The sequence below is a fragment of the Alcanivorax sp. 24 genome (assembly GCF_004360225.1).
In the GTDB taxonomy this organism is placed as follows: Bacteria; Pseudomonadota; Gammaproteobacteria; order Pseudomonadales; family Alcanivoracaceae; genus Alloalcanivorax; species Alloalcanivorax xiamenensis.
On sequence record NZ_SNUA01000017.1, the window covers coordinates 56,962 to 83,783 of the forward strand.

A 26,822-nucleotide genomic window follows, 5' to 3' on the forward strand; every position below is an offset into this window, starting at 1 on the left:
GCAACCTGACTCAATCCCTCTCCACCACTTTGGCGGGCACGCCCACCACAGTCACATCATTCGGGATATCCGAAACCACCGCCGCACCGGCACCCACCATCACATTCCGGCCAATGATAACGCCCTGGCGAACACAGGCCCCGATACCAATCCAGGAGCCCTCTCCAACCGTTACATTGCCAGCAAGATTTGCTCCGGGGCTGATATGAACGCCTTCAGCCAGGCGACAATCGTGATCCACCGTCGCACCAGTATTAATAATGCAGCCGTCGCCAAGATCGGCGCGGACATTGACGATAGCCCCGCCAAAAATAACGCACCCCTCGCCAATAGAGGCGTAACGACTCACCACGGAGGCAGGATGAACAACGCTGGTCAGCGGAACACCCGCATCCTTGAGAGCCGCCATCTTGGCAAGGCGAACTTCATTACGCCCGATACCCACAACCACAGCATTAAAGTCAGCACCTTCTTGGCGCAACATACGGGCGAAGTCGCCCACCACTGGCCACTCATCATTACGTTCCAGGCCCGGCCAGGCATCATCAAAAAAGCACACCTCGTCCCAACCGGCGCATAAGGCGGCATCAGCCACCACCTTGCCGTGCCCGCTAGCACCTAGGATCGCTAGTCGTCTCATGGCTATTTCCCGGCCTTGTCGCCGCTACCCGTAAACTTCGGCATGGTCGCCTCCCCGCCATGGCTAATCCCATCCCGCTTCACCACCTTCAAAACGGTGAGAAACAGGATCTTGATATCCAGCCACAGGGAGCGATTCTCGACATACCAAACGTCGAGCTCGAACTTCTCATCCCAAGACAAGGCATTCCGGCCATTGATCTGAGCCCAGCCGGTAATACCAGGACGCACTTCATGACGGCGATACTGGCGCTCGGAGTACAGGGGCAAGTACTCCATCAGCAGCGGACGAGGCCCGACCAGGCTCATATCGCCCTTAATGACATTAATCAGTTCGGGTAACTCATCCAGACTCGTGGAACGCAGAAAAGCACCGAACCTGGTCAAACGCGCCTCATCAGGCAGCAGATCACCCTCCTCGTCCCGCTCATCCGTCATGGTGCGGAACTTCATCATCTTGAAGGGTTTTCCGTCGAGACCGGGCCTTTCCTGGGTAAACAGGATGGGAGAGCCGAGCTTCGACCGTACCATGATCGCAAGAACCAACAGCACGGGGGAAAGTACAAGTAGCCCCGCCGCGGAGGCCAAGAAGTCAAATGTACGCTTAACCGGTTGAGACCGGTTCGTGACGAAGGTTTCCTCAAGCCACTGGACGAAACGTTCCCCCAAGATATTCCGATCAAAGCGTTCATGGGCCAAAGCCGATGCGGCCTGCGACATTGCCGACAACTGGTCCCGATGGTCGGCGAGATCAATCAAAGCATCCGCGAACGCACCCATATCATCGGGTGGCACCGCCACACCAGCGCCGGAATCGTTCAACAATTCAGCCAGCCATCCAGGATAGTTATTGAGAACCGGCAGACCGGCCGAGATATAGTCGAAGAACTTATTGGGGGATGTACCGAAATAGAAAGCAGGGACATTGGCCAGAACTTGAAGTCCCACATCCGCCCCTGACATCAATCCCGCCAACCGTTTCTTATCCACTGGATCGTGAAAGATCACATTGGTCAAGTCATCCTGTTTTGCGCGAGCCATCAGTTCCGGCTTAAGCTTGCCGTCCCCGACCAGTGCCAGTTTGATATCCTCCCGCCCTCTCGACTTCAGCTCTGCCGCGACATCCAAAACCGCCCCCAGGCCATTCGCCATACCGTGTGTTCCGGTAAAAATAGCCAGAAAATCGGACGACCCAACACCTTCCGGCCGCCATGGACTGTCCGAATCCGCGAAGATATCGAAGTCACACCCATTGGGGATCATCGCAATTCGATCCTCCGGGATGCCACGACTCATGATGCCTTCAGCCATTCCTGGCGCCAACGCGATCAGACGATGCGCGGAATGGTAGGAACACCATTCCAGAACGGACATTAGCCATAACACGGCAGGATTCTTGATCACGCCCATGGCTTTAGGCAATTCAGGCCAAAGGTCCCGGACTTCAAAAACAAAAGCCTTACCACGCAACCAACGAGCGAAAATACCTGGAATCCCCGCTGTCAGCGGCGTCGTGGTGGCAAAAACCACGTCATACTGCTTCGTCATGGCCACCCAGATGCTACGCAAGGCAAACAGCAGGAACATCAACGAGCGCTTAAGAAAGCCATCGCTATTGGAGTAGGCCAGATTAAACTCAATGATGTTGATGCCATCAACAACACCTTCCCGGCGTCCGCGCGCGAATGGCGATTCGAGCCCGGTATTGCCTCCACCATAGGAGCCGCAAACCATGGTAACGTCATGACCTGCCTTGATCAGCCGTCGTGCCATTTCGTAGGAGCGAATGCCGGTTGAACCCTTGGGGGTGGAGAAATGTTGGTGGAAATACAAAACGTGCATATCAGAAACTCAACTCAGTAATCAGCTTTCCGGCCTTGGCCACTTCCACCTCCAATACGGGCAGAGGCGTTTTTTGCGAGTAATACCGGGATTCCCAGCCTTCAACCAACTCACAACGCACTAATGGTTGGCTGGCAGTAATACGTAACCTGCACCCATGCCCTTCCAGATAACCACCGTTCGGCTCTTCATCCTTCCAATGCCATTCACCAGGTGCAAGCCGCCAACGTAAAACTGCCGCCTTTTCAAAACCACGGATCTCATCGGTAACGGTTAAAATGCGGTCCGTTAAGGTCACCATTCGGTAATGATTGGCGCCTTTCCAGTCGCTATACCCCGCCCCCGCACGAATACCTCCAGCACTTTCCTCCAGAGGAAGCACTTTCTCCGCTTTCGGCCATGCCCCGAACAGAAAACGACTGAGCCTTGGCATGGCATCGCGCCCGTCGAACTGAACCGTATTATGGGCGGCCGAACCTGGAAAATAGCTTTGCCACGGCTCATCACAGTTGTAACTGTATGAGCCACCATCACGCAGCAGGTTAAGCCCGCCCCGCCAGAAATCCACATGGAGCAGATCCGACTGGCCAGGGCGGAAACGAAAACGAGGGTAGCGCAGCAGTGCCATTACCTTGCTCCGGCGCATCACCACATAGCCACCATGATCATACTGATGTGATTCAGCGTAGCTCACAGACTCATCAGGTAACGACACTTTCAACCAGTGCAGTGGAGTGTCGTATTCCCCCGGCGTGGAGTAAGCCCTCACGCCTGCAAACAATACCGAAGCCAGCTGCACGGAGGGCCGAACATCTCGATAGTCAGTGTCAGCCAAAGGAAGCAAACGGGCACCGTCATTAGCCCCCAAATTCGGCGTATCCCCACTATCGGGAGAGACCATGTTCCCCAGCCATGCGGTGGCGGCTGTCAGTTTGTCAATCAATTCATTCGAAAATGCCGGAAGGTTCAAAGTACGCCGCCAAATCTCCGCCATCGAATAGCTATCCAGCATGACCCTGTGATAGTTCAAGGAGTACTGGCTAAATGAACCATCCTTTTCGATCAGCCGCCTGGCTCGGTTCTCCAGCCACTTTCTACCCATCGCCCTCCAGCGACGAGCATCGATGTCCTCTTCGAATAGAACCGCCAGCCAACTCCCCCCAATGAATAATGCCGTAGCTTCCGAAGTGCCGTGGTTGTTATCCTGCGCAATCGCATATTGGATGGTGGGCGCTATGCGCTTCAGGTGGACCCGAAGTAGATCCACCAAACCAAAAGCAGGCCCACTGATCTGCCTCAATATATGAGCGGCCATCGCCAGATGCATAACCCGAATGGACGCTTCCTGCCCACACTTCCAGTTTGCACCGATATAAGGGGGGTTCTGCTCACACCAGTTCCGTAACCAGACGTTCAGGTTATCCAGGGCATCATCGTCCCCCGCCGCCACCTGGCGGGCAAACATCAGCACCCAATCGAAACGGGAAGCTTCCCAGACCCCTTTGATATCACCAAGGCCATCGACAAAGTCGGGTATTTGCCACCATGGAAGGCGAGGAGCAGCACCGCCGGTAATGATGCTCCTGTGCCAATCAGGCCCGCCATTCGACAAATCATAGTCGGCGGGCAGACCAAAGGCAGAAAGTTCCGCAATGTCAAAATCGGGTACGGGCGGATCACTGGCCATCCGCCGGGACACAACAGGCAAGAAGAACGGTGTCGCGGGCTGATCCGCCGCTATCTTCCTGACCGGATTCCAACCAAAGCGCAATCCAAGACGATAAAACAAAGCGCGACCGATATTGATCGTGCCCAGATTCCAGGCAGTGATGATCTTAAGAGCGAGAGGGTTCATTGGCTTCTTAGTTGATCCACCACATCCAGAGTAATTGCGGCGACCTCAAACAACTCGTTAACGGCAATGGGGGCCGGTCCACCCGTCTCAATCGCCGACAAAAAGGCTGCCGCACAGGCATTCTGGCCTTTATCCTGCCGCCAGAGATTCATCTTCTTAAAGCCCGCCCAACCGAAGCCCCGCAGCTTGCGGAAGTTGTCCAGCTGCAAAACCTTTCCAGCGGCAAACACCTCAACTCGCTCCTTAGGGAAGCTCGCCGCACCGTTGGCCAAATAGTGGATAGTACCGAAAGAGCCATCAGCAAAGCCCAAGGTGATCGCCGCCTTATCCTCAGTAATAGCTATGCCTGGTACCTCGCCCATCCCGCGGGCCTGTACTGAAACAATTTCCGAACCCGCTAGAAACCGCATCAGGTCGATAAAATGACAAGCCTCACCAATGATCCGACCACCGCCCACCTCAATATCTTGGGTCCAGTGATCAGCAGGAATAGCCCCTGCATTCATCGTCATAATGAAGGATTTAGGCTCTGAGATCGGCTCCAAGAGAGATTTCATCTTCTGGATCTGAGGAGAAAAGCGGCGGTTAAACCCGACCATTAACATTGGCGCCTGTGCACCTTTACGTTCATAGGCCTCTTGAACGAGTTCAAGGTCCTTCCGATTTACCGCCAGGGGCTTCTCAACAAAAACATGTTTACCGGCATCCAGAGCCGAGGCGACAAAACTCGCGTGGGAATTGTGACGGGTTACGATGGCTACCGTATTGATATCCGGGTTGTCCAGCATACCCTGGGTATCCGTGGTTGCATGAGCGAACCCGGCTTTCTCACCATGAATGACACCATTAACGCCGCCAGAAGTGGAGATGGTGTGCAACTGGGCCCCAGCTTCTTTAAAGGCGGGGATCAACATCCGAGAAGCGTAATTGCCCGCCCCGATAAAACCAACAACGGGCTTCGCCGGATCGACAACCCCACCGTCTGAAAGGGCTACAGAGCGGATGTTCCGGCTCTCGACATCACTGGAATAGTTCAGAATGATGCCGAGCGCCGACTTATCAGAAGTCAGAAGGTCATAGGCCTTGGGTGCATCCTCGAATTCAAACCGGTGGGTAATCAACGGCTTAACATCCAGCCGCCCACTGGCCATCATATCCAAAACGGCTTCGAAGTTACGCTGCTCCGTCCAGCGTACAAAACCCAGCGGGTAATCGTTACCCTGCTCTTCATAGGAAGGATCGTAACGACCGGGGCCATAGGAACAGGATACCTGGAAAGAAAGCTCCTTTTCATAGAAGTCCGCGCGGTTCAATTCCAGGCCAGTGACACCGACAAGGACGATACGGCCACGCTTACGGCTCATCCGTGCCGCCTGAATAACCGGATCACTTTGTTTCGTCGAGGCAGTAATAATAACGCCATCCACACCATTACCACGACTGAACGCCATGCCCGCCGCAACAGGGTCTTGGCCTTTACCTGGGTTGCAAATCTCGGCACCGAATTGAGCAGCCAACGCAAGTTTCGAGTCATCAAAATCGATCGCAAGCACGCGGCAGCCGTGTGCACGTAATAACTGAACGGTCAACAGCCCAATCAAACCAACGCCGGTTACTACGAAGGCCTCGCCCAAAGTAGGTTGCGCCAATCTGATCCCCTGCAAACCGATACTGGCGACAACCGTGAAAGAAGCTTCTTCATCACTCACTTCATCAGGAATTTTGGCGCAAAGGTTTTTGCTTACGCGGACCATATCGGCATGGGGGCCATTGGAAACCACGCGGTCCCCTACTTTGAAGTCGTTAACTTTCTTGCCAACCTCGGAAATGCTCCCCACATTGCAATAACCCAGAGGAAGCGGCTGCGCCAGCTTGGATTTTACGGCATCCACCGTTGTCATAAGGCCATCGGTCTGAACCTTCTCAATAACCATTTTGACCTTCTCTGGCTGTTGCCGGGCTTTATCCAGATAAGAGGCACGGCCGAAATCAACCAGCATCCGCTCGGTGCCCGCGGAAATCAGTGATGCCGTTGTCGAGACAAGTACCGATCCCGTGCCAACTGAGGGTGAAGGAGAATCCGTAATTACCGTACCGCCCTTGGCCATATCCTGAAGAATTTGTTTCATCTAATTCCCTTCAACGCCTTTTCGTCAAAATAGAAATAAAAAAAGCCTCACAGCTCATCAATCAGTAACGAAACCTTTCCCGATTTTGTTTTTTTAGGTTCGGAGACCACAAAAAAATCAAAGTCCACTAAAACATCACTAAAATCAAAACCCCTTACAACATCCGTCATACTTATATCTTTTCCTATCAAAACAACAAAAATTTTTGCCACCCCCTTTCTCTGCTGCGACACTTGAACACTAGAACAAAAATTGAAAGCCGAATGGTGGCGCCCAAAAATAAGCGCGGTAAGAAACACTTTATTTCCATTTCGGTCAAATATATATTCCCCTGATCGCCCCCGTGAAACAGAGAAAGACTCCAAAAGTTCGCCTAAAAAAACAGGGGCCACAAGATCACCAGTATCATACCTAATTAAAGGCGAGGCGTAATTATAATAAGATGTCCCCAAAAGATGATGTTGCCCCTCAAAAGACAGAGCCTCACAAAAACCATAAGTTTGAAACGGATAATAGACGCCATGCGCCCCGACCAATTCCCTAGCCAAAACAGCTCGCTCCGTATGACCATACCAAGAGATTGACTGGGCATTTATGAGCGACTCCACCTTACCTCTTAGCACCGGCGAAGGGTATTCTGACCCAAGAAGCAGTCCTTTAATGTTGTCAGTTAAAACTGAAAGTAGTTCCCTGTGGTTTTCACTAGCCCACAAAATGAGATCGAATATAGCGGAAGGATAACCATGGAGATAATTAATTCGATACCTCTTTATTAAATCACATATTATATCCGAAACTTCCGACCACCCTTTATAGATATTCACAGCAAAGTGATGCCTAATGGAATCATACTGAGCCAACCCTTTGATAACGGCCCGGCCTGCCAAAAGCATCTTCAAGTTGTTTTGCCTAAAACCAAGATCACGCCATATAGCGTGCATATGAGCCCACTCGTGCCCAATACTTGATGGCTGAATATAAAAAGACAACGGATTACCACTAGTCCCCCCAGTATTAGCGACATATTTATTTTCTGTCTTACATGAACGCTCATCAATATCAACTTCCTGTAAGTCGGCTTTGCTTATTACAGGAAGATCAAACAAATTTTCAAATGAGTCAAATCTGTCCGGCCGCACCCCCGCAGCCTTATAGACTCTGTTGTAGAACGGAACTTTCTTATAAGCATGAGAGGAGATTTCTTTCACCCTCTCGAATATAAACCTCTTTCTCTCACCCAAATCCATCGATTTAAAACTATCTATTTCCGACACTCTTTCTTTATAAATAGCGCCCATCCCAGGCCTATAAGCATATGGGAAATGTGCCAAAATAACACCAAGCGGAAGCGGTAACTGGTTGAGATTTTCTTTGAAATAATTCAGCATACTTTATACCATCTACAGCCGCGCACAAAAATCAATATAATCATCTATCGATACTCTGCCTTTTTGAGATTCTGATGACCCGCTACTAATACTGGCTTTTCTTATACATTCGATAAATGACTCCGTATCTTCATATTTATATATGCAGACCCCCTCTGGCCTTGGAACAACATCACTGGCTACCACCGGAACATTCATAGTTAGAGCCTCTCTTACCGCGAGAGAGTCTCCATCCATTGCTGTAGGTCGCAAATAAACGTCCACCTGATTCAACAAGAAAGAGAAATCAACCTCCTCATCAATGTAAATAATATTTTTAAAACTTTTAACGTCATCTCTATATTCCTTACTAATATCAACCAAAATCAAATTCACATCCTCTGGAAAAAATCCAAGACTGTTCAATACGAATGATATACCATATATTTCTTTCCCTTTATGGAAGTAACGATTTTGGGCATACACCAAAAAATACTTATAATTTCTATTTTTTTCTAGAGTTATTTTTTTTCCTATTTTTGAAAGCGGATGATCACCTTCAGGAAATAAAGAGGGCAGAAGGGCCACGCACTTCCTATTAGACATGTAGTCGACCACATAATCGTAAGTGCTTTTATTAAGCAAGATAACACCATCGCAAAGTTTAATTGCAATTCTATTTAAAATAGACTCGGTATCTAAATATTTACCATGAACCGTGAACAAAACTTTTCTTGAAAGAAGCCTGCCTATAATTACGGCCAAAGCGCGCTTCCATGGCTTAGAATAGTGGCCATGGGAAATATCATATCTCCTTAGCAGCGATTTGGGGCTAAAGTAGCTTACTTCATGCCCCCTTTTTTTTAGCGCAGATGCGTAATTATATATACTAACTGTCACCCCGCCAATTGGCGGTGGCTTAGAACCAAAATATAGAAACTTCATCCCATTTCCCTTACTATCCAAGGATTTCTAATGAAGCGGGAGGAATTAGAACATGAGATAACCTTAGCCGGCACACCAGCCACTGTTGCTCCAGGTGGTATACTCGTAACAACCACTGAACCTGCAGCAATTGTCGAACCATCACCAACATCAACATTTTCAACAATACTTACATTGGGTCCAATATAAACACCATTACCAATATTAGCTGCGCGCCCATAATTTGACCCAATTGTAACGAATGGGCTTAAGTTGCAATTGTCACCAATGATCGCAGTAGAATTAATAGCCACGCACATATGGTGGCCAATATAAAGACCGTAGCCTATATTTGTCGTTCTGGGAATTTGCAAATTATATTTGGTAGACAATGCTCTATGCCTAATAACTGCAAAAAACCTAACAATACGAGAGCTGCTTCTGCATAGCCTTAACCAAAAGCAATATTTGAAGGCCGGATTTTTAATGTAATGTACAAAAAAGCATAGTGCATTAACTTTTCCTGCATATCTAAATAAGTCACTTTTTATGTACTCTATACACACAATGCACCCTCATCGCAAGAATCCAATTAACGATAGAAAACAAGAAAGAGCCACATAAGATGAGCAAAAAAAACAGATAAATACCAAATTTTAAAAACCCATTTTCGCCCGAAATCCGGCCTTGAAAAAGACATAAAAACACAAACCAGATAAAATGGCGAAAATTGCAAGAGGTGCCTTAGTTCTAAAGAAGTAGCAGACACCGAAATTAGCCCTAGTAAAAAAGCTGAGGCCACAACGAGATAAAACCGGCCATTAACCCCTCCTTCCCTGAGAGACCCCAATCCACCCCTTACAAAGTAAGGAAACGTAATCATGAAGAATAAAGAAGTGATTCCTCTTATCAGATGGTATTCTTCTATCCCCATTTTTAGGTTAGCCCAAAAAGGAATAGGCGAAAGTAGTGTAAATGACCCAACAATAATTCGAATAAGAATTGGTTGTTGAAAAAGCAAAGCATTACCGAGGGAGCCCATTTGTGAAGATTTCGAACCTAGCTCTGTATATGCATCATGATACCTACCACTTACCTGTGAAACGTTTTCGAAAACAGAAAAATGGAAAGATAGAAATGCTAACAATAAGAAAGATAGAAAGAAGTATATAACCTTTGCATATGTGAGCCCTGGCCTTAAACTAAAAAGAATTGTTGACGCGACTAAATAAGTATAGATAAAAATCAACGGAGGGCGAAGATAGAAGGCAAAATAAGCTGCCACAGAAAACAATCCAACCAGAAAAATCCAGCTCTTTTGTTTTTCGTAAAAGAAATAACAGTGGACACCAACAACCACTAAACTGGAGGCCATGAACACAAACCCCCCTCTCAATATCAATGATGAGAAAAGATAAATAACAAAAAACAGAGATGAAAAAATAAAGAAGGAAACTCTACGATCCAGTTTCAAATTATCACTTACAAAAAAAAGTAGTGAAAGCGAAAGTGACATAACAGCACAATTCATGATAATAGGGAGAGATGGGCTTAAATTCAAGCCTATTGATTCCACGATCCACCCCCCTATACTCCATATTTTTATAGCGAGACTTCCAACGGACAGCGAGCTAATTTCGAACAGCGACCTTTTCGCATTATCCGATGATATCATTGAATAAAAGTGTATCGCGTCAGGCGTTGTTTGGTACTTTTGAAAGTTGATATCAACATAAATTCGAATAATAACTGCCGCTAAAAGTAGCAAAGCTCCAAATCTAATGTAGTTAACAAGAATACCAGGAACAACAATATTTAGAGTCAGAATCAGAACCGCCATTCCCCAAAACAAAACAACCCAAGAATATAATGTAGATATGTCATTATCAAAGAAAGAAAGAACAGAAACAGAACATACTTGGATTAATATGCCTAGCCCAGCTGCAAGGTATTTTTTCTTGTAATTTTCATTACGGGGCAGAAAAGAAAGTTCACCCATGCCTTCAGCCCTCATTAATCAGCTTTATGAATCCTTTCGCTCTATTTTCTATGCTGAAAATATGGGCCCTTTTTTTTCCTTTCCTCTTAACATCCATCAATTCATTTTCCGAAAAATTCAACACACTTCTTACGCCCCCAGCAAAGGCAGAATGATTCCCATAGTCTACAATTACCGATTTGGTGTCGGACAATATTTCCGGAATAGCATCTACATTTGTGGAAACAATAGGGAGGCCGACCTTTAGGGCTTCAACTAAGGCCAAGCCAAACCCTTCTGTTCTAGTTGGATGAACAAGAACTGAAGCGGAACGCATCAATGAGTATATATCAGTTCTTCTTCCTAAAAATTGAACTTTTTCATCTAGGCCATACGAGATTATTTTTTCTCTTAAGGAAGATAGCATCTGAGCTGTGCCACTTATAGACTCATCTATATGGCCTACGAAAACCAAATTAATTTCATTATTCACTAATAATGGCGTTAACGCATCAAACAAAAAATTTAAACCTTTATATTCAGCAATACGGCCAACATATAATGCGACTGGCTTATTTCCAAAATAAGGTATTATTTCTTGCTTTTCCTCTATATCGCTGACAGAATTATACAGAACCCAAACATCACTTTCTTTTTCGATAAATCGCACCCATGCACTCTTTACAAAATATGAAACGCAGTAATGCTTCATGGATTTCCTTATAGAAATCATACCCTTCCATATTTTGTGTTTTAAGGAGTTATGTTCAGACTTTATATATACTTGATGAACACCATTAATAATTCTTTGCTTTAGGAAAAAAGTCGCTATCAGCAAGACCAAGTTTACTGAAAAGGAAGATGTTTCTATCACCTCATAGTAATTATTTTTTATTTTTTTCCGCAACTTAAAAATCATAGATAAAGATTTTATCCAGCCAGGGTTAGGAGTGTAGTTCAAGCACTCAAATCTAACTCCTGCCTTTTTCGCCCTATCAATCTGCCCCCCTTGTGCATGCTCTTTTAGATTATAGAGTGATAAAATTTCAACCTTTTTTCCTTGTCTAGCAAGTTCTTCTGCAAGTTCAACCTGTAGACGCTCAGCTCCACCAAGAAGCTGATATTGGGACATAAGAAAAAGAATTTTCATCTCTTTTATCTATCCCTCATAAGGCTTAGACATTTTTTCGAGGAAATCTGTAATAAGCGCCTCTCTTCTTCTAAACATTCTGGATGTATATATGAGATATCTTTGAAACTATTATTTTCTTTTATAACTTGAGCGTCATTTAATTCCCCGTCTAAGCGAAGCTGTTTCCACACACCCCGTATTTTTTTGTCCCACACTAATTGAGCAAAGGGGACATTTAGTATATAAGACAAAATTCCAGCATGCATTCTTGAACAAAGGACTGCTTTGCAAGACATATACAAGTTAATTAGTTGATCTAGGTTTTCTGGTTCTGATAAATCAATATCGAGGTTTGGGTATTTTTTCTTAGCTGCCAGCCAAACATTTCTCGCCTCCAAACGATCGGCAGGTGCACCATTAGTAAATATAGAAAAACTCTGCTCATTGAAGACATCTCTCATATGGGCAATATAGCACACATAAAAATTTGTGAACTCTTCATGCGTGACCCTTTGGCTCTTCTCTAATTTCGCATTAAACTCTTCCCTACACTGAACTACAATTCCAATATTACACCCACTTTTCTCTTCTTTTTTAAGACCCAACCCAAAAGCACTATCTGGAACAATTTCTATTTTCCTTTTTATATTAAAAAAACGACGTGCTCTTTCTAATGATATAGGGTCCCTCAAGGAAACATAACTTGCCTTTTCAAAAAGCCTTTTATATATATACCTCCCCCAATGCGTAAATTTATCCCCAACCCCACATGAGAAAATTGCATACGGGCGACCATGCTTCAAACATAAATCGTTTATAACTTTCATTTTTTGAGAAAAGCTAAAAAAATGCTCAGTTATAATCTGGCCTCCACCGATAACCACAAAGTCACACTTAATTATTTTTTTTTCAAGGCTGGCGTAATAGTTCTTTTTTGATCTCCACGCCCATATAAGATGCCCTATATATGGACTCAAATAATCTCTTTTTAACAAAGAGGTTATAATTTTGCTGATGGCTGTTTTAGATGAAAAGCCAAATGAATGTTCAGTATCTTCGCTTCTTAAGGATAAATCGAACTTAATCACGTTACAACTCTTACCAAAAAGCTCACTCATCGCTTTGGATATAAGTTGATCTCCAAGATTAGGACTATAGTGTTCGCAAATTATCAGTACGTTCACGACTTTCTCTTTCCTAATTCGATCGCTGAGAATATAGATGCATCAATCCCATTAATTTTTTTCAACATAGCCCAAAGAGCCACATTGGCAAGAGATAATGAAACAGCTGTAGAAATAGCTGCTCCTATCATGCCATAGTGCGGCACCAGCACCAGATTTAATACAACATTTAAAACTGAAGAAAAAACAATAACCTTCATTGACCACTTTTCATTACCAAGCATATTCATTAAGGTAGTTACTGGCCCTATAGTTGTATGGATCAATTGCGATAAGGCAAGGATCACTAAAGGCGTAAATGCCTCCGAATACCCCCCTCCGAAAAAAGAGACTATCAGGCTTTCCCCCCAAACAACAAAAATAATAAATATTGGTAATGATATACTTAGGTTCATAATTGAAATCTGGAAAACATACTTTCTTAGGCCGTAGAAGTTTGCTTCTTTATAAAGTGTCGTAATTATTGGGGCTGACATTGCAGTAAGGGCATGTAGACCGAAGCTAATCATAACAGCCATCTGAACCGAAATGCGATAATTTGCCACCTCTTCTATAGGCCTAAATAATCCAATCATTACTATATCTATCTGGCCATTAATGACCTGTGCACCAGAAAGAATCGCAAGAGGCATAATATAAGGCCACCACCCCCCCCGCGGTCTTTTAGGTCTATCTCTATTCTTATTTCTTTTTGAAATCATACCCAACATTATTCTAGCCAAAAGGCATGAAAGTGCCGAGGAGAGGAATAGAACAAAGAAGGCAATGTGGTAGGTAAGCTGATCCAAAACAACAAGGGCACCCGCCCATATAAGAACAAAAAATAAGGGACGGAAAACCACATCCGGCAGCTGACCTATCAAGACATATGAATATCCCCTAATTTGAGCAGAGGCGATAGATAGCCACGACATTCCAAGAATAGCCATTATTATAATAATTACATCCTGCTGCCCCAACCAGCTAGTTATTTTTTTATCAAAGAGTGCAGCAAAACATGAAGCCAAGAGAAGCAGTGCAGCCAAAAGAATTAATATCCTTTGGCAGAAGATTATTAAGTGATGGATTCTTTCGTAATTGTTATTTACTTTGGCCGATGCAGCTTCCCTTATGACTAAAACTGGGAGCCCCAGTTGTGTTGGTATCAGAATAAAAGTAATAGTCGATACAACCACTGAATAAAACCCGAACTCTTGAACACTTAAAGATCTCGATAGGAAGGCGGTTGAAATAAAAGAGAGTGCCGCTCCAGCTAATTTAATAGCAATGGACCCACCCCCAGATCGAATAACTCTAGTGGAGATCAAATCAGTTCCTTTAAATTAGCCTCGAAAATTCAATAGATATTTTGGCTTTTCCTTAGAAAGCCATTGGTTAAACGCCGTATGATCAACTAAAACAACAACAAAATCTTCATTTACATTAATGTCATCAATGTCTATCGGATCCAAACCCAAACCTTTTATCTTTATTTTATCTATGTTTGGCTCAACAACATAGACTTTACTGCTGTGCTTTGCTTTAAGATTTTGAACCACTTCCAACGCTGGGCTTTCTCTCATATCGTCAATGTCTTTTTTAAAAGATATCCCCATACATACAATTCTCTTGCACTCTTTGAAGTCATCTTTAATTTTTTTGTTTATCTTGTCAGTTACCCACCACGGCTTATTATCGTTCACCCTTCTAGCCGTATGAATCATTTCACTTATTTTAGGAGCCGCATTCACAATAAACCATGGATCGATAGCTATACAGTGTCCACCAACTCCTGCCCCTGGCTGTAAAATATTAACCCTAGGGTGTCGATTTGCCAATTTTATAAGCTCCCACACATCTATTTCGAATTCATCACAAATCATCGATAGCTCATTCGCGAAAGCAATATTGACATCTCTAAAAGCATTTTCAGTTAGCTTTGCCATCTCCGCAGTTCGAACATTTGTAGTTATGCAGTCGCCCCGCACGAAGGTTTTGTACAGCTTCGCTGAAGCTTGGCTACATCTCGCGGTCATTCCACCAATGATTCGGTCATTCTCTATTAATTCATACATCACTCTTCCAGGCAGTACACGCTCCGGACAGTGAGCGACGCGGATATCAGACTCTTCACCTGAGTGCTGTGGGAAGCTCAGGTCACTGCGGGCTTCGGCCAGCCAGGCAGCCATTTGTTCGGTAGCACCAACCGGGGACGTTGATTCGAGAATAACCAGGTCCCCCTTTTTCAAAACAGGAGCAATAGAATCCGCGGCGGCCTGAATATAGCTGAGGTCCGGTGTCGGGATGTTACCCGCGTCAGCGCCCTTTTTGAACGGAGTCGGCACAGCCACAAGAAAAGCATCCGCGGGTTCGGGACGAGTAGTTGCGCGTAGATAACCTTCTTTCACCGCCGCATGAACCGCAATATCCAGCTCTGGCTCCACAATATGGATCTCACCACGGTTGATCGTGTCCACCGCATGTTGATTAACGTCCACTCCTATCACTTTTTTGCGGCGAGAGGCGAACATGGTGGCGGTGGGGAGTCCGATATAGCCGAGGCCGACTACACAGATAGTGTCGAAGTTCATACGGTGTTCCTTGTCCTAGAGCAGAGTTCGTAAATGAGGTTGTTGTAAGCCGGAGAATTGTGGCCCTTTCTATATGAAGAGGACCGTTCTTACATTCAAAATAGTTAGAGAGACGACTGATTGATGTGATCCGCTATTTGAGCGGCGGTAGTGCCGTCGCCGTAGGGGTTATGGGCCCGGCTCATGGTTTGCCAAGCGTCTACGTCGGTGAGCAGACGGTGCGCTTCGTTGAAGATGTTCTCACTTTGCGTACCAACCAGCTTGACAGTCCCCGCGGATACCGCGTCCGGGCGTTCGGTCGTGTCCCTCATTACCAGAACGGGCTTGCCTAATGAGGGCGCCTCTTCCTGGATGCCGCCAGAGTCAGTGAGAATCAGCCGCGCGTTCATCATCAGCCAGACAAAAGGCAGGTAATCCTGCGGTGGGATCAAGTGGACATTGCCGTGGCCTTTTAGCAAGCGATTTACCGGCTCCTGAACGTTAGGATTCAAATGCACTGGGTATACAAATTCCTTGTCCGGGTGTTCTCCGGCCAGTTTGGCGATGGCCTGGCAGATGCGCTCAAAACCACCACCGAAGCTCTCACGGCGGTGGCCGGTGATCAGAACCAAAGGCCGATCCGTACCGTAAGGGAGTTGGCCCTTCAGGTCCGCTCGTAATCCGGTGTCGCTTTCGATTCGTTCCTTCACCCATAGCAAGGCATCAATAACGGTATTCCCGGTAACCTTGATGATATCTTCACTGACGCCTTCCGCCAGCAGGGCATCCCGGGCCGTGTTGGTAGGCGCGAAGTGCAGCCGGGCCAGATTACCCGTGAGTTTGCGGTTGGCCTCTTCCGGCCAGGGGGACATCAAGTTGCCGGTGCGCAACCCTGCCTCAACGTGGCCAATGGGAATTTGCTGGTAGAACGCGGCCAGCGAGGCAGCCAAAGTGGTGGTGGTGTCGCCGTGCACCAGGACCATATCGGGCTTTTCTTCCTTGAGGATATCCCGCAACCCCAGAAGGATTCGGGAGGTGATGTCATACAGATCCTGGCCTGGCGCCATGATGTTCAAATCGTGGTCCGGGGTCAGTTCGAACAGATTCAGAACTTGATCCAGCATTTCCCGGTGCTGGGCGGTGACGCAGAGACGGCTGTCAAAGCGCGGGTCAGCGTCCAGTTGTTTAACCACCGGGGCCATTTTGATGGCTTCCGGACGGGTGCCGAAGATGCTGAGGATGCGTTTCTGTTCGGTCATTGGGGTTTTATTTCCCGTATTTCTGAGTTGCGGGTCCCGGTGATGGGGCCAGGTGATTCATGTAGCTTGGGGGCTTGGGGAGCCCCCGGTTCGCCAGCGGGGCTGGCTCCTACAGTAAGCCTATTCGCTTGCAAGCAAGCTTCCCACAGGGGGGCTCGAAGCGGCTGTGGGAAGCGGCCTTGGCCGCGAATACGGCGTTCGGCATAGGCTTATTCGCCAGCAGGCTGGCTCCCACAGGGGCATAAAATGCGGCATTGTGGGAGCAGGGCCTATGCCCATGCCGCGATTTCATTCACTGCTTCCTCCCAGGCTTTTATCATGGCGGGTGCCACATCCGGAAAGCGCGGGGAGGCGTCTTTCAATTCAGGCACATGGAGGGCGTCCGGTTTTCAGACCTTTCTGTGTTCCGTCACATGGGTGTACATCGTTCGCAGCAAAGTTCCGCTGTTCCCTTCTATGTCGATGAGGGTAAAGCCATGGCGTTTATACAGGTCAATCAGTTCTTGGCAGTCTTCACATTCCAGAATAATGATGCGGCCACCAACAAGCGCTCTGGCCTCGGAGACCACCGCGTAAATTTCGTCAAGAATGGAGGCTAGTGATAGCGGGTTGTCAGCAATGGCTGAGTTCTTACCAATTTGCCCAATCAGAAAAGCCCGGATTCGTTCGGCATGCTTTGAAATACCATCCAACTGACGAACCTTGTTTTTACTGATTTTGGCCCCTTCCAGTACCAACTCTTTAAATGACACGGAAAAGTAAGCAAGGATATCGCCATTGTCGGCATCTAGAATCAGGTAAGTTCTGGCGTTGTCTGTTTGCTCGAAACGGATGGCTTTACCAGGGTGCTTGAGAAAATTTTCGACGTCAGCGTTGCGGTTGCAAGCAAAGGTGCTGAGAAGCTTGGTGACCGCGGCCTCACCAAGCTCCGTCAACAAGTCTCCGAGTCGGATAATCGTTGTTTTAATAGTTCTATCCCCCGCTTGCTTTCCGCCGTGTAGTCACGCTTCTTGACCTTGATATGGCGGGGGTTCGCCATATCCTGATGAATTTGGTCAATGGATTGCTTGTCTTTGACTACGAAGCTTTTATCAAATGAAGCAGTAGCCATAGGCACCTCCTATCAGTGGTGGCCGAGGATATTCTAACAAATTTCAGGACGGCTGCCACGCGCCCTTACGCTAACCATCAGCTACGCTGATGTGGAGGTGGGGATTCCCTCTGTTCCTCACCACCTACCTCCCCTCACGCTCCCTCACCAGATCGTCCAGCGTCGGCGTTTTACGGGGCCTTGGCGCCAGTTCCATCCCATATAGCGCGAATAGCCGCTCCACTTTGCTGAAGCCCAGTTCCGTGATCCGGCCGGATTCAAAGCGGGAAATCGCGGTGCGATCCACCCCGCTCATGGCGGCCACTTGTTGTTGGCTATGGCCGTTTGCCTTGCGTAACCCGGCAAGCTGGGTGCCAAGTTCTTGCAATGTCATGTGAATATATGCCTCAAATTCGATTAATTTACTTTTTTTGTAGCATATATTCACATTACATCCAAGCGACCTAAGCCTACGGAGCTGGCCATTAAAGCCATTCGCTTGCGAGCAAGCTTCCCACAGGGGGACTTGAAGCGGCTGTGGGAAGCGGCCTTGGCCGCGAATACGGCGTTCGGCTGGCTTATCGCAGCAGTCTGTTCGCTTGCGAGCAAGCTTCCCACAGGGGGGCTTCGAAGCCGCTGTGGGAAGCGGCCTTGGCCGCGAATACGGCGTTCGGCTGGCTTATCGCAGCAGTCTGTTCGCTTGCGAGCAAGCTTCCCACAGGGGGGCTTCGAAGCCGCTGTGGGAAGCGGCGATGTAGAGGGCGGGTTCGCCAGCAGGGCTGGGGGAGCAGGCGGCTTGGTTTGCGTTGCAGGCGCTGCCACGGACAGCATATTTACATGTTGAACGGTGGTTCAGGCGCGGAGCCCGCTCGCAACGCCTTTAGGGCGGTTTGCAAATGGCCGCCGACGGCGCTGGTCAGATAGTCCAGGAACCCTGCTCTTTTGAGGGTCCGATCCAGGGTATCCTCGGGCAGAAAACGGCTCAGTGTATCCATGAAAGCCTGGCTTTGGATACGTCCCGGCAGTTCCTTGATGGCCTGTTCCAGCTTGCCGGGATAATCCTCAAGCCCATAATCATCGATTTTGGCGCGCAGTACGGCTTCGTCCATTTTAGCTTCCCTCTGGGCCAGCCATTGCAAGTCCCAGATGTCGCGGTAGCGGGGGTGCGCCGTTGCCGGATAGGCGATCAGCTTGTCCACGAACACTTCGTCCAGGGTCTCCACACCGACCAGGGTTTCGTCATAGCCATCGGGCAGAAAATCGTAGTTGTGGCGCAGCGGCATGAGTACCCGGGTATGGGCGGGCACATTGACCACCTCCAATTTGATCCGCTGGTGTGGCAGATCCGGCCGCTCCGGAGCGGTACGAATACTGACCTGCCAGCGCCGGACCTGTACGCCCGGCCGGGTATCGTCACCTGACAGGGGCTCTTTGACCCACACCTGGAGCCCATAACGCTCGCCCAGATACTGTTCCAGGCAGACTTTGATGTCCTGAAGTTCCGGATCACCGAACTCCGTGCCGGCGACGAAATCCAGGTCTTCCGAGAACCTGGGGGCACCGTGACAAAGCCGCAGACTGGTCCCGCCCTGAAACGTCAACCGGTCGAGAAGGCCCTGCCGGTCCAAGGCGAACAGGATGTCGTAATGCAACAGCTCCTTTTCCACCACCGGGCGCATGTGGGTCCGGCCCGGCACCGCCATGGCCCGGGTGACCAGCGCCTCGAAATCCTTACTGGCCATCACCGGCCTCTTCCTGTTCCATCAGATGGCAATTGCGGCCTACACGGCGCAAGTCCCGGCGGGCGGCGGCTAGCGTGGCGATGCGCAATGGCCGCCCCGGTACCGGCACCATGCTCTTTAATATCTCGTCGAGCCCTCTCTTGGTATGAGTGAACTCGATGGTGCCGTGACGGGTCCGGTAGGTGCCCTTGCGGCCGGTGGTCATCACGGTGAGCCGGTCGATGGGGATCTGCGAAATCACGCCGTATTCGCTCAGGGCAGATTCGAGACTCACGTAGTTGTACTCACCGGGACGCAGTGCCTTGGCGATATGCTCGATGGCGTAGCCGTCCTGGCTGCCGGCGTAGGGGTTCAGATATACCCCTCGGGCGGCGCGCTGCAGCAAGCCACGCTCTACCATGCGCGCCAGACTCTTTTCCAATGACTTTTCCGATTCATTGGGAAACAGGCGTCGCATGTCGTGGCGGGAGAAGACATACCGGCCACGTTTGTCCCATTCACTGAGCGTTTTCTGCAGTTCATCTCGGGTCATAGGTATACATTTACACCCCTTTATTGGGGGTTAAGTGTATACCTTCTCAAGAATATGAGCACTTTAATGTTGTCTTATCGCGGTCCGTGGACCGCTCCTACAGTCAGCCTGTTCGCTTGCGAGCGGAGCGCCGCCCGGCAATCTTCCCACAGGGGCTTTGTCGGCGTTGCGTGGGAGTACCAAGGAGGTGTTCCACGGGACCGAAAGCTTATTCGCCAGCAAGCTGGTTCCCACAGGGGCATACAATGCGGCATTGGGGGAGCAAGCGCTTCAGCTCACCTTGCAGGTGCCGTTTGGCATCGTCGTCACCGTGCACGACGCGGATGGCGCTTGGGGCTTTCCGCATGCCGGTGACGAACCGTATCAACCCTTGCTGGTCGGCGTGGGCGGAGTAGCCGCCCAGGCTATCGATGCCAACCTGGATGGTGTGGGTATCGCCGTCCAGCGTGACGGTACCGCCCTGCCCTTGCCTCTGTATTTGCCGCCCTGGTGTGCCTTTGCCCTGATAGCCCACGAACAGCACGTTATGCCTGGGGTCGTGCAGCATCGCCTTCAGGTAGTTGACGATGCGGCCGCCGGTGCACATGCCGCTGCCGGAGATCACCACGGCGGGGCGGGCGCTGTCCGCCAGGTGGCGGACCATTCTCAGGTGGGCGTCGTGGTCGTCCACCGTGAGCAGTTGTTTAAAGCCCAGGGGCTTGCGGCCTTTGGTGATCCGCTTGATCGCCTCCTGTTCCCAGTAGGGTCTCAATGCCCGGTAGGCCCTGGTGAAGCGGCTGGCCAGCGGGGAATCCAGGATCACCGGCAGTTCGCTCCAAGGCAGGGTTTTGTGCACCCTGCTCTGTTTGTTGCGGTGGAGAATGTCCTCCAGTTCGTACAGCAGTTCCTGGGTGCGGCCGATGCTGAAGGCCGGAATCAGGACGGTGCCCTGATCCTGCAGGGCGCGGGCCAGTACCCGTTGCAGCCGCTGCTGGCGTTCCTTTCTGTTCTCATGGTTGCGATCCCCGTAGGTGCTTTCAATCACCAGGGTGTCGCAGCCATGGGGCGGCTTGGGCGCCGGCAGCAGGGGCGCGCGCGGTGCGCCCAGGTCCCCGGAGAACACCACCCGGTGGCGGCCCGGTGGCCCTTTGACGTCGCATTCCACATAAGCGGAGCCGAGGATGTGGCCGGCTCGTCGCAGCCTTATTCGTATCTGGCCGTGGCCGGCGTCCAGGGCGCTATGCCATTGGTCGTAAGGCAGCGGCACCAGGCGCCGTTTGATCACTCGCAGGTAGCGGTCTATGTCGTCCGGCCGGCGGCTGAAGCCCAGTTTGAAGGCGTCCTCCAAGACGATGGGCAGCAGCTTCGCCGAGGGTTGGCTGCAGAGGATCGGGCCCTTGAAGCCCGCCGCCAGCAGCCAGGGTATTCGGCCCACGTGATCTATGTGCACGTGGGTGATCACCAGGGCCTTGACCTGAGCCACCGGGAAGTCGATGGCCAGGTCGTCGGCGTTGGCGCCACCGGGGCCCTGGTCGCGGCCTTGGAACAGCCCGCAGTCCACCAGCAGGCTGTGCTGGTGGTCCAGGCGCAGTTCGTGGGCGGATCCGGTGACGCCGTCAACGGCGCCGTGGTGGCGGATTTCCGGCCACTGGGTGTTCGGTTGGTGCATTGTGGTTCCCCCCCTTCCTTGGTGTTTCTTTTTTTGTTTTTTATCCGTTCCCCCTGTTGGGCAGAACGGATTCGCTTGCGAGCAAGCTTCCCACAGGGGGCTTCGAAGCGGCTGTGGGAAGCGGCCTTGGCCGCGAATACAGCGTTCGGCTGGCTTATCGCAGCAGTCTGTTCGCTTGCGAGCAAGCTTCCCACAGGGGGCTTCGAAGCCGCTGTGGGAAGCGGCCTTGGCCGCGAATACAGCGTTCGGCTGGCTTATCGCAGCAGTCTGTTCGCTTGCGAGCAAGCTTCCCACAGGGGGCTTCGAAGCCGCTGTGGGAAGCGGCCCGGGCGGCGCTCCGCTTGGCCGCGAATACAGCGTTCGGCTGGCTTATCGCAGCAGTCTGTTCGCTTGCGAGCAAGCTTCCCACAGCGGCGATGTAGAGGGCCAGCAGGAAATGTTAGAAGTGCTCTTCTATATCCATGCGTTTATGGGGAATGCCGATGATGTCGATTCCCCACTCATTGATTACATAGAAGATTAAGTGGCTCCCTTGAGGATAACAGTGGTAGCCCTTCTTGATATCCTGTCGATGACGCCCCCGCGCCGGATTTTCCGCAAGCCACACGAAACGTTGCTCCATGTTCCGCATGTATATGTCGCGCTGCGCCCGGCCCCAATTGGCTGCTGTATATCGGGCAATAGCAATGAGGTCATCCCTGGCCCGGAGTGTTACCCGATATCGAGTGCTGTTTGGCATCATCCTGATCCCTGATCAGCTCATCCATGCTGAAGTTGTCAACGTATTCACCACGAGCCGCCTGCGCTTCGCCTTCCAAGAGATGAGCGCGCAAAGTCGCCAATTTTGTCTGGCGCATTTCCAGAGTACGTAACCCGTCCCGGATCACTTCACTGACGGATCCGTACCGACCGCTAGCGACCTCTTCTTTAACAAAGCGCTCCCAATGGGAGCCCAAGGTCAAACTTGTCGTAGCCATGGCTGACTCCTATTCATATTGAGCAGTTATGAATATAGCGCGAATTTGGGTATGCCGTGAAGCTGCTATTCACCCTCTCCAGGCACGCTACCGCCACAGGGTTTACCGTCGGTTCCCTGAGAACGGGTGGGCAGTGTTGGCCCGGTTGCATTGTATGGCCGCCGATCCGGTTGACCATCCCCCATTTGGGGGATGGTCTAATGGCCGCTCACGTCCTTGATGGACAGGGTTAACTGGTGCTGCTTGTGCAGCATGCCCATCAAAACAATGACTCTTTCCTGGCCATCAAAGCGCTGGAATACCGCTTCCAGATCCTTGAACGGACCATTTTCAATGCGCAGGGTGTCGCCAGGAGCAAAGGCCTGCTCCTGGTGCTGACTTTCGGTACGGGTTTGCAGTTCTTCCACCACCTGGTCGGGCACCGGCACCGGCTGGTTGCCGAAGGTGACCAATTTTTGCACCCCACGAGTGGAGCGCACCGTGTGCCAGCCACCGGCGCGATCAAGACGGATGAACAAATAGCCGGGGAACAACGGTTCCTCACGCTGGATACGACGTCCGGCGCGCAGGCGTTCCACGGAGAGTTCCGGGAGAAAGCAGGTGAAACCCTGGTTTTCCAGGTTTTCCCGGGCCCGGTAGTTCTGGTTGGCGCGGCACTGCACCACATACCAGGCATTCTGACTGGCGGCGGTGTTCATGGCGGATGAGCTGGGGTCCAACATAATTAGCCGTGGCCTCTGGAGGCGGGCCGGCATGGCGTGGCGGCCCATGGCTGTCGCCGGGCGTCCCAAATTGCTTGCCTGCTCATGCCGATCGCATCCTTACGTCTTCACTGATTACGAACTACTCGGCCTGGCCCACGACCATTCCAATCGCGCCAGCCGCTCCGCACTGTACTGGGATCCCCCTGACCCTGGATATTGAGCGGATACCGGTTTGTGAAGTTTTTACAGCTCTGTAACACTCCGCCGCTGCTAACACCGCACCAGGTTTCATCACGTTTAGCCCGCCAGGGGCACGATACTACCGGCACCCGGATTCGTTCACAATATTATTGTCGGAGGGCTATTTTAGTAGTCTTTCTTGACCCTTTCCTGACAACGACGTTTTCGCTAAAAGTGTTGCCGCTTCAAGGGGTTGGGTTGGACGATCGTGCTCTTTTATCTAACCCTAAAGAATTAATAAAAAGAAAATGACAATGCTTTTTTATTATTTCCGTGATTATTATGCGAGGGGGCGCGGTATACATTCGTCAGCAAGCTCGCTCCCACGGCGATCCACGAAGCCGCTGTGGGAGCGAGCTTGCCAGCGAATGCTTAAGTAAAGAACCAATAGATATTGAAGCCCCCAGCCAAAGCCCTACCATACCGGCTGCCAGCCGGCATTCATCAGCAACGGAGGATTCAATGAGCGACAGCCCTTATCAGAAGCGCGAGCACGACGCCAAGGCCGAGGTGATCTGGCACCAATCCCATCTGACCAAGGCCGATCGGGCCAAGGCCAAGGGCCAGACCCCCAAGTGCATCTGGCTGACCGGCTTGTCCGGTTCCGGCAAATCCACTCTGGCCAACGCTCTGGAAGTGGCTCTGACTCAGCAAGGCAAGCACACCTATCTGCTGGACGGGGACAATGTGCGCCATGGCCTGAACAAGAACCTGGGCATGAGCGACGAGGACCGCACCGAGAATATCCGCCGTGTCTCCGAAGTGGCCAAGCTGATGGTGGACGCCGGCCTGGTGGTGGTGACCGCGTTCATCAGCCCGTTCCGCGCCGACCGCGATGCCGCCCGCGAGCTGTTCGAGGACGGCGAGTTCGTGGAGGTGTTCGTGGACGCGCCGCTGGAAGAATGCGAGAAGCGTGACCCGAAAGGGCTGTACCAGAAAGCGCGCCAGGGCATCATCAAAGAATTCACCGGTATCGACAGTCCGTATGAGGCACCGGAGAAACCCGAGGTGGTAATCAACACCGCCGAGAATGATATTGAAGCCTGCGTGAAGCAGTTGATTGAAGGGATTGGGGTTTAAATTCGCTGGCAAGCCCGCTCCCACAGCGGCTCCGTAGTTTGTCTCACACAACAAGCATGACTACGGAGCCGCTGTGGGAAGCGAGCTTGCTCGCGAATATTGTTTCGACAGAATTCAGAACGGCCAGACCAGCGGGATCAGTGTGATGGATACCGCCCCCGCCAGCAGGCTCATGGGCACACCGATGCGCAGGTAATCAGTGAAGCGATAGCCACCGGGGCCCATCACCATCAAGTTGGTCTGATAACCCAGCGGCGTCATGAAGCTCGCCGAGGCAGCAAACATCACCGCGACGATGAACGGCGTCGGGCTCACCCCCAACTGCTCCGCCACCCCCAACGCCAGCGGAAACACCAGCACCGCGGCGGCGTTATTGGTGATCAGCTCGGTGAATAGCGCCGTGATCACATAGATCAACACCAACGCCATCCACGGCGAGGTGATATGGGCGCGGAACAGGCCGTCCACGATCCAGCCCGCCGCCCCGCTCTCTTCCAGCGCCGTGCCCAGGGCAAAGGACGCTCCAATCACCACCAGCACCGGCAGGTTCACACTCACATTCATACGGGCGCGGTTGACGGTGACACAGCGGGTCATCAGCAGCAGACCGGCGGCCAGAAACGCCGCTTCCAGTACCGAGAACCAACCCAGCACGTTCATCAGAATCATCAGCCCTAGAATACCGGTGGCCAGCGGCGCCTTGCGGAAATCCGGCGGCGTGGAATCCCGCAGCGGACTGACCAGCATGAAGTCGCGACGGTAACGGTACTGCTCGACAAAGCTCTCGCCGGTATCCAGCAACAGCGTGTCACCCACCTTGAGCACCCTTTCCCCCACTTTGCCGGGCAGGCGCAAGCCATGGCGGCTGATGCTGAGAATGGCGGCCTGGTAGCGGGTACGGAACGCCGCGTCCTTGACGGTCTGGTTAACGCCGGGGAATTCGGGGCCGATCACCACTTCCACCAGACAACGCTGATGGGTGTTGAGGTTCAGTTTGTGCACCGCGCCATGGGCCGGCACCAGGCCATTGATACGTTGTAATTCCCGTGCGGTCTCCGGGGCGCCAATGAACGCCAATTGATCACCGGTCTGCAGCTGCATGTCCGGGCCCACCGCGGTATAGAGATGGCCGTCGCGCTGGATCTCGGTGAGATAACCGTGGGTGAGATTGCGCAGGCCGGCTTCCTGGATGGTCTTGTTATGCAACGGGCTGCCCTCGGGGATGCGCATTTCCACGTGGTATTCGCGGGCGTTCTTCAGTTGTTCCACCAGCCCTTCCCGGCTGGGCAGCAAGCGCCGCCCGAACAACAACAGAAACACCGAGCCGATCACCAGCAGCGGCAAGCCCACCCAGGTGAGATCAAAAATATGAAAGCCGGGCAGCCCTTTTTGCTGCACCAGGCCGTCCACCACCAGGTTGGTGCTGGTGCCGATCAGGGTGCAGGTGCCACCGAGAATGGCGGCGTAGCTGAGCGGCATCAGCAGCTTGGAGGCGGACAAACGCAGACGCTGAGCCCATTCCTGCACCGCCGGGATCATCATCGCCACCACCGTGGTGTTGTTAAGGAAAGCACTGAGCAAGGCAGTGGGCGCGATCAGACGCAGCTGGCTGCCGAAGGCGGTTTTGGGCTGGCCGAGCAGCTTATGGGCCACCCAGTAGATGGCGCCGGTATCCCGTAGCGCGGCGGCCACGATGTACAGCACACCGACGGTCATCAACCCCGGGTTGGCGAACCCGGCCAGGGCCTGCCGCGGGGTGATGATGCCGGTGACCAGGGCAATCACCATGGCCCCCATCATGGTCACTTCCGCCGGTACCCGGTTACTGGCCAGGGCAATCAGTACACCCAGAACAATCAGCAGTGTGAACAGGATTTCCGGAGTCATTGGTCAGGGAGCACCCGTGGTCAGGTAGCGGATTACCGTTAAGCCATCCATGGTACTGGCTCGC

25 protein-coding genes and 1 pseudogene are annotated in these 26,822 nt (G+C 51.0%); 2 read left to right on the forward strand and 24 right to left on the reverse strand.

All coding sequences use genetic code 11. The features are described 5' to 3' along the window. Window positions 1-10: 10 nt before the first annotated feature. From E0L37_RS18395 to E0L37_RS18485, 20 genes and pseudogenes are all read right to left on the reverse strand, one after another. Window positions 11-640 (reverse strand): acetyltransferase, encoded by a 630-nt coding sequence (locus tag E0L37_RS18395; protein ID WP_133493117.1) that lies wholly within the window; start codon window positions 638-640, stop codon window positions 11-13. A 2-nt stretch (window positions 641-642) separates the two neighbouring features. Next, window positions 643-1,308: a sugar transferase gene (locus E0L37_RS21785; RefSeq protein WP_255433185.1), complete on the reverse strand. Its 666-nt coding sequence runs from the start codon at window positions 1,306-1,308 to the stop codon at window positions 643-645. A gap of 48 nt (window positions 1,309-1,356) precedes the next feature. After that, window positions 1,357-2,481: pseudogene (locus E0L37_RS21790) on the reverse strand (glycosyltransferase family 4 protein); the annotation flags it as partial. Window position 2,482: 1 nt separating this feature from the next. After that, window positions 2,483-4,336, reverse strand: coding sequence for an alginate lyase family protein (locus tag E0L37_RS18405; protein ID WP_133493118.1), 1,854 nt, complete (start codon window positions 4,334-4,336; stop codon window positions 2,483-2,485). After that, entirely contained in the window at window positions 4,333-6,465 is a 2,133-nt protein-coding gene (locus E0L37_RS18410; protein ID WP_133493119.1) for a bi-domain-containing oxidoreductase, read from the reverse strand. Before E0L37_RS18410 ends, E0L37_RS18405 begins: the two co-directional genes overlap by 4 nt. Window positions 6,466-6,512: 47 nt before the next feature. Then, on the reverse strand, window positions 6,513-7,853 hold the full coding sequence (locus E0L37_RS18415; protein ID WP_133493120.1) for a phenylacetate--CoA ligase family protein: 1,341 nt from the start codon (window positions 7,851-7,853) through the stop codon (window positions 6,513-6,515). Between the two features lie 12 nt (window positions 7,854-7,865). Beyond that, window positions 7,866-8,777: a hypothetical protein gene (locus E0L37_RS18420; RefSeq protein ID WP_133493121.1), complete on the reverse strand. Its 912-nt coding sequence runs from the start codon at window positions 8,775-8,777 to the stop codon at window positions 7,866-7,868. Continuing rightward, on the reverse strand, window positions 8,774-9,148 hold the full coding sequence (locus E0L37_RS18425) for a hypothetical protein (RefSeq protein ID WP_240687504.1): 375 nt from the start codon (window positions 9,146-9,148) through the stop codon (window positions 8,774-8,776). Before E0L37_RS18425 ends, E0L37_RS18420 begins: the two co-directional genes overlap by 4 nt. Before the next feature lie 200 nt (window positions 9,149-9,348). Next, on the reverse strand, window positions 9,349-10,755 hold the full coding sequence (locus E0L37_RS18430) for a hypothetical protein (RefSeq protein ID WP_133493123.1): 1,407 nt from the start codon (window positions 10,753-10,755) through the stop codon (window positions 9,349-9,351). Between the two features lie 4 nt (window positions 10,756-10,759). After that, complete coding sequence (locus E0L37_RS18435; protein WP_133493124.1) at window positions 10,760-11,884, reverse strand: glycosyltransferase family 4 protein; 1,125 nt, start codon at window positions 11,882-11,884, stop codon at window positions 10,760-10,762. A 5-nt stretch (window positions 11,885-11,889) separates the two neighbouring features. Further along, a complete protein-coding gene (locus E0L37_RS18440; RefSeq protein WP_133493125.1) occupies window positions 11,890-13,050 on the reverse strand; it encodes a polysaccharide pyruvyl transferase family protein in 1,161 nt (386 codons plus the stop codon). Further along, the gene (locus tag E0L37_RS18445; RefSeq protein ID WP_133493126.1) at window positions 13,047-14,357 is read right to left on the reverse strand and encodes a polysaccharide biosynthesis C-terminal domain-containing protein; all 1,311 of its coding nucleotides are present in this window, start codon (window positions 14,355-14,357) and stop codon (window positions 13,047-13,049) included. The genes E0L37_RS18440 and E0L37_RS18445 overlap by 4 nt, the downstream gene beginning before the upstream one ends. A 15-nt stretch (window positions 14,358-14,372) precedes the next feature. Then, the gene (wecC, locus tag E0L37_RS18450; protein WP_133493127.1) at window positions 14,373-15,620 is read right to left on the reverse strand and encodes a UDP-N-acetyl-D-mannosamine dehydrogenase; all 1,248 of its coding nucleotides are present in this window, start codon (window positions 15,618-15,620) and stop codon (window positions 14,373-14,375) included. Window positions 15,621-15,724: 104 nt separating this feature from the next. Then, the gene (gene wecB / locus E0L37_RS18455) at window positions 15,725-16,858 is read right to left on the reverse strand and encodes a non-hydrolyzing UDP-N-acetylglucosamine 2-epimerase (protein ID WP_133493128.1); all 1,134 of its coding nucleotides are present in this window, start codon (window positions 16,856-16,858) and stop codon (window positions 15,725-15,727) included. Between the two features lie 389 nt (window positions 16,859-17,247). Continuing rightward, complete coding sequence (locus E0L37_RS18460; protein ID WP_205655648.1) at window positions 17,248-17,793, reverse strand: hypothetical protein; 546 nt, start codon at window positions 17,791-17,793, stop codon at window positions 17,248-17,250. Beyond that, window positions 17,790-17,969, reverse strand: coding sequence for a hypothetical protein (locus tag E0L37_RS18465; RefSeq protein ID WP_133493130.1), 180 nt, complete (start codon window positions 17,967-17,969; stop codon window positions 17,790-17,792). The genes E0L37_RS18460 and E0L37_RS18465 overlap by 4 nt, the downstream gene beginning before the upstream one ends. Before the next feature lie 124 nt (window positions 17,970-18,093). Then, complete coding sequence (locus tag E0L37_RS18470; protein WP_133493131.1) at window positions 18,094-18,396, reverse strand: helix-turn-helix transcriptional regulator; 303 nt, start codon at window positions 18,394-18,396, stop codon at window positions 18,094-18,096. A 385-nt stretch (window positions 18,397-18,781) separates the two neighbouring features. Next, window positions 18,782-19,690, reverse strand: a complete 909-nt coding sequence (locus E0L37_RS18475) for a nucleotidyl transferase AbiEii/AbiGii toxin family protein (protein WP_097057891.1) — start codon at window positions 19,688-19,690, stop codon at window positions 18,782-18,784. After that, window positions 19,680-20,222 (reverse strand): type IV toxin-antitoxin system AbiEi family antitoxin, encoded by a 543-nt coding sequence (gene abiEi, locus E0L37_RS18480; RefSeq protein WP_133493132.1) that lies wholly within the window; start codon window positions 20,220-20,222, stop codon window positions 19,680-19,682. Before abiEi ends, E0L37_RS18475 begins: the two co-directional genes overlap by 11 nt. 208 nt (window positions 20,223-20,430) lie before the next feature. Then, window positions 20,431-21,870, reverse strand: coding sequence for an MBL fold metallo-hydrolase (locus E0L37_RS18485; protein ID WP_133493133.1), 1,440 nt, complete (start codon window positions 21,868-21,870; stop codon window positions 20,431-20,433). A gap of 226 nt (window positions 21,871-22,096) precedes the next feature. Between E0L37_RS18485 and E0L37_RS21575 the strand changes: the two genes are divergently transcribed. Further along, complete coding sequence (locus E0L37_RS21575) at window positions 22,097-22,393, forward strand: hypothetical protein (protein ID WP_166643093.1); 297 nt, start codon at window positions 22,097-22,099, stop codon at window positions 22,391-22,393. On the opposite strand, the gene E0L37_RS18490 is transcribed toward E0L37_RS21575, so the two are convergent. The 3 genes from E0L37_RS18490 to rfaH form a co-directional block, all read right to left on the reverse strand. Next, a complete protein-coding gene (locus E0L37_RS18490) occupies window positions 22,310-22,612 on the reverse strand; it encodes a type II toxin-antitoxin system RelE/ParE family toxin (protein ID WP_316252608.1) in 303 nt (100 codons plus the stop codon). The two genes, E0L37_RS21575 and E0L37_RS18490, sit on opposite strands and share 84 nt — an antisense overlap. Further along, entirely contained in the window at window positions 22,563-22,847 is a 285-nt protein-coding gene (locus E0L37_RS18495; RefSeq protein WP_051015456.1) for a type II toxin-antitoxin system ParD family antitoxin, read from the reverse strand. Before E0L37_RS18495 ends, E0L37_RS18490 begins: the two co-directional genes overlap by 50 nt. A gap of 197 nt (window positions 22,848-23,044) precedes the next feature. After that, the gene (gene rfaH / locus E0L37_RS18500; RefSeq protein WP_166643097.1) at window positions 23,045-23,569 is read right to left on the reverse strand and encodes a transcription/translation regulatory transformer protein RfaH; all 525 of its coding nucleotides are present in this window, start codon (window positions 23,567-23,569) and stop codon (window positions 23,045-23,047) included. A 684-nt stretch (window positions 23,570-24,253) separates the two neighbouring features. Between rfaH and cysC the strand changes: the two genes are divergently transcribed. Next, a complete protein-coding gene (cysC, locus tag E0L37_RS18505; RefSeq protein ID WP_133493135.1) occupies window positions 24,254-24,871 on the forward strand; it encodes an adenylyl-sulfate kinase in 618 nt (205 codons plus the stop codon). Window positions 24,872-24,985: 114 nt separating this feature from the next. Here the strand turns inward: cysC and E0L37_RS18510 are convergent, their stop codons facing one another. Further along, window positions 24,986-26,758 carry an SLC13 family permease gene (locus E0L37_RS18510; protein ID WP_133493136.1) on the reverse strand — a complete coding sequence of 591 codons (1,773 nt, stop codon included), beginning with the start codon at window positions 26,756-26,758 and terminating at the stop codon, window positions 24,986-24,988. Window positions 26,759-26,822 lie beyond the last annotated feature (64 nt).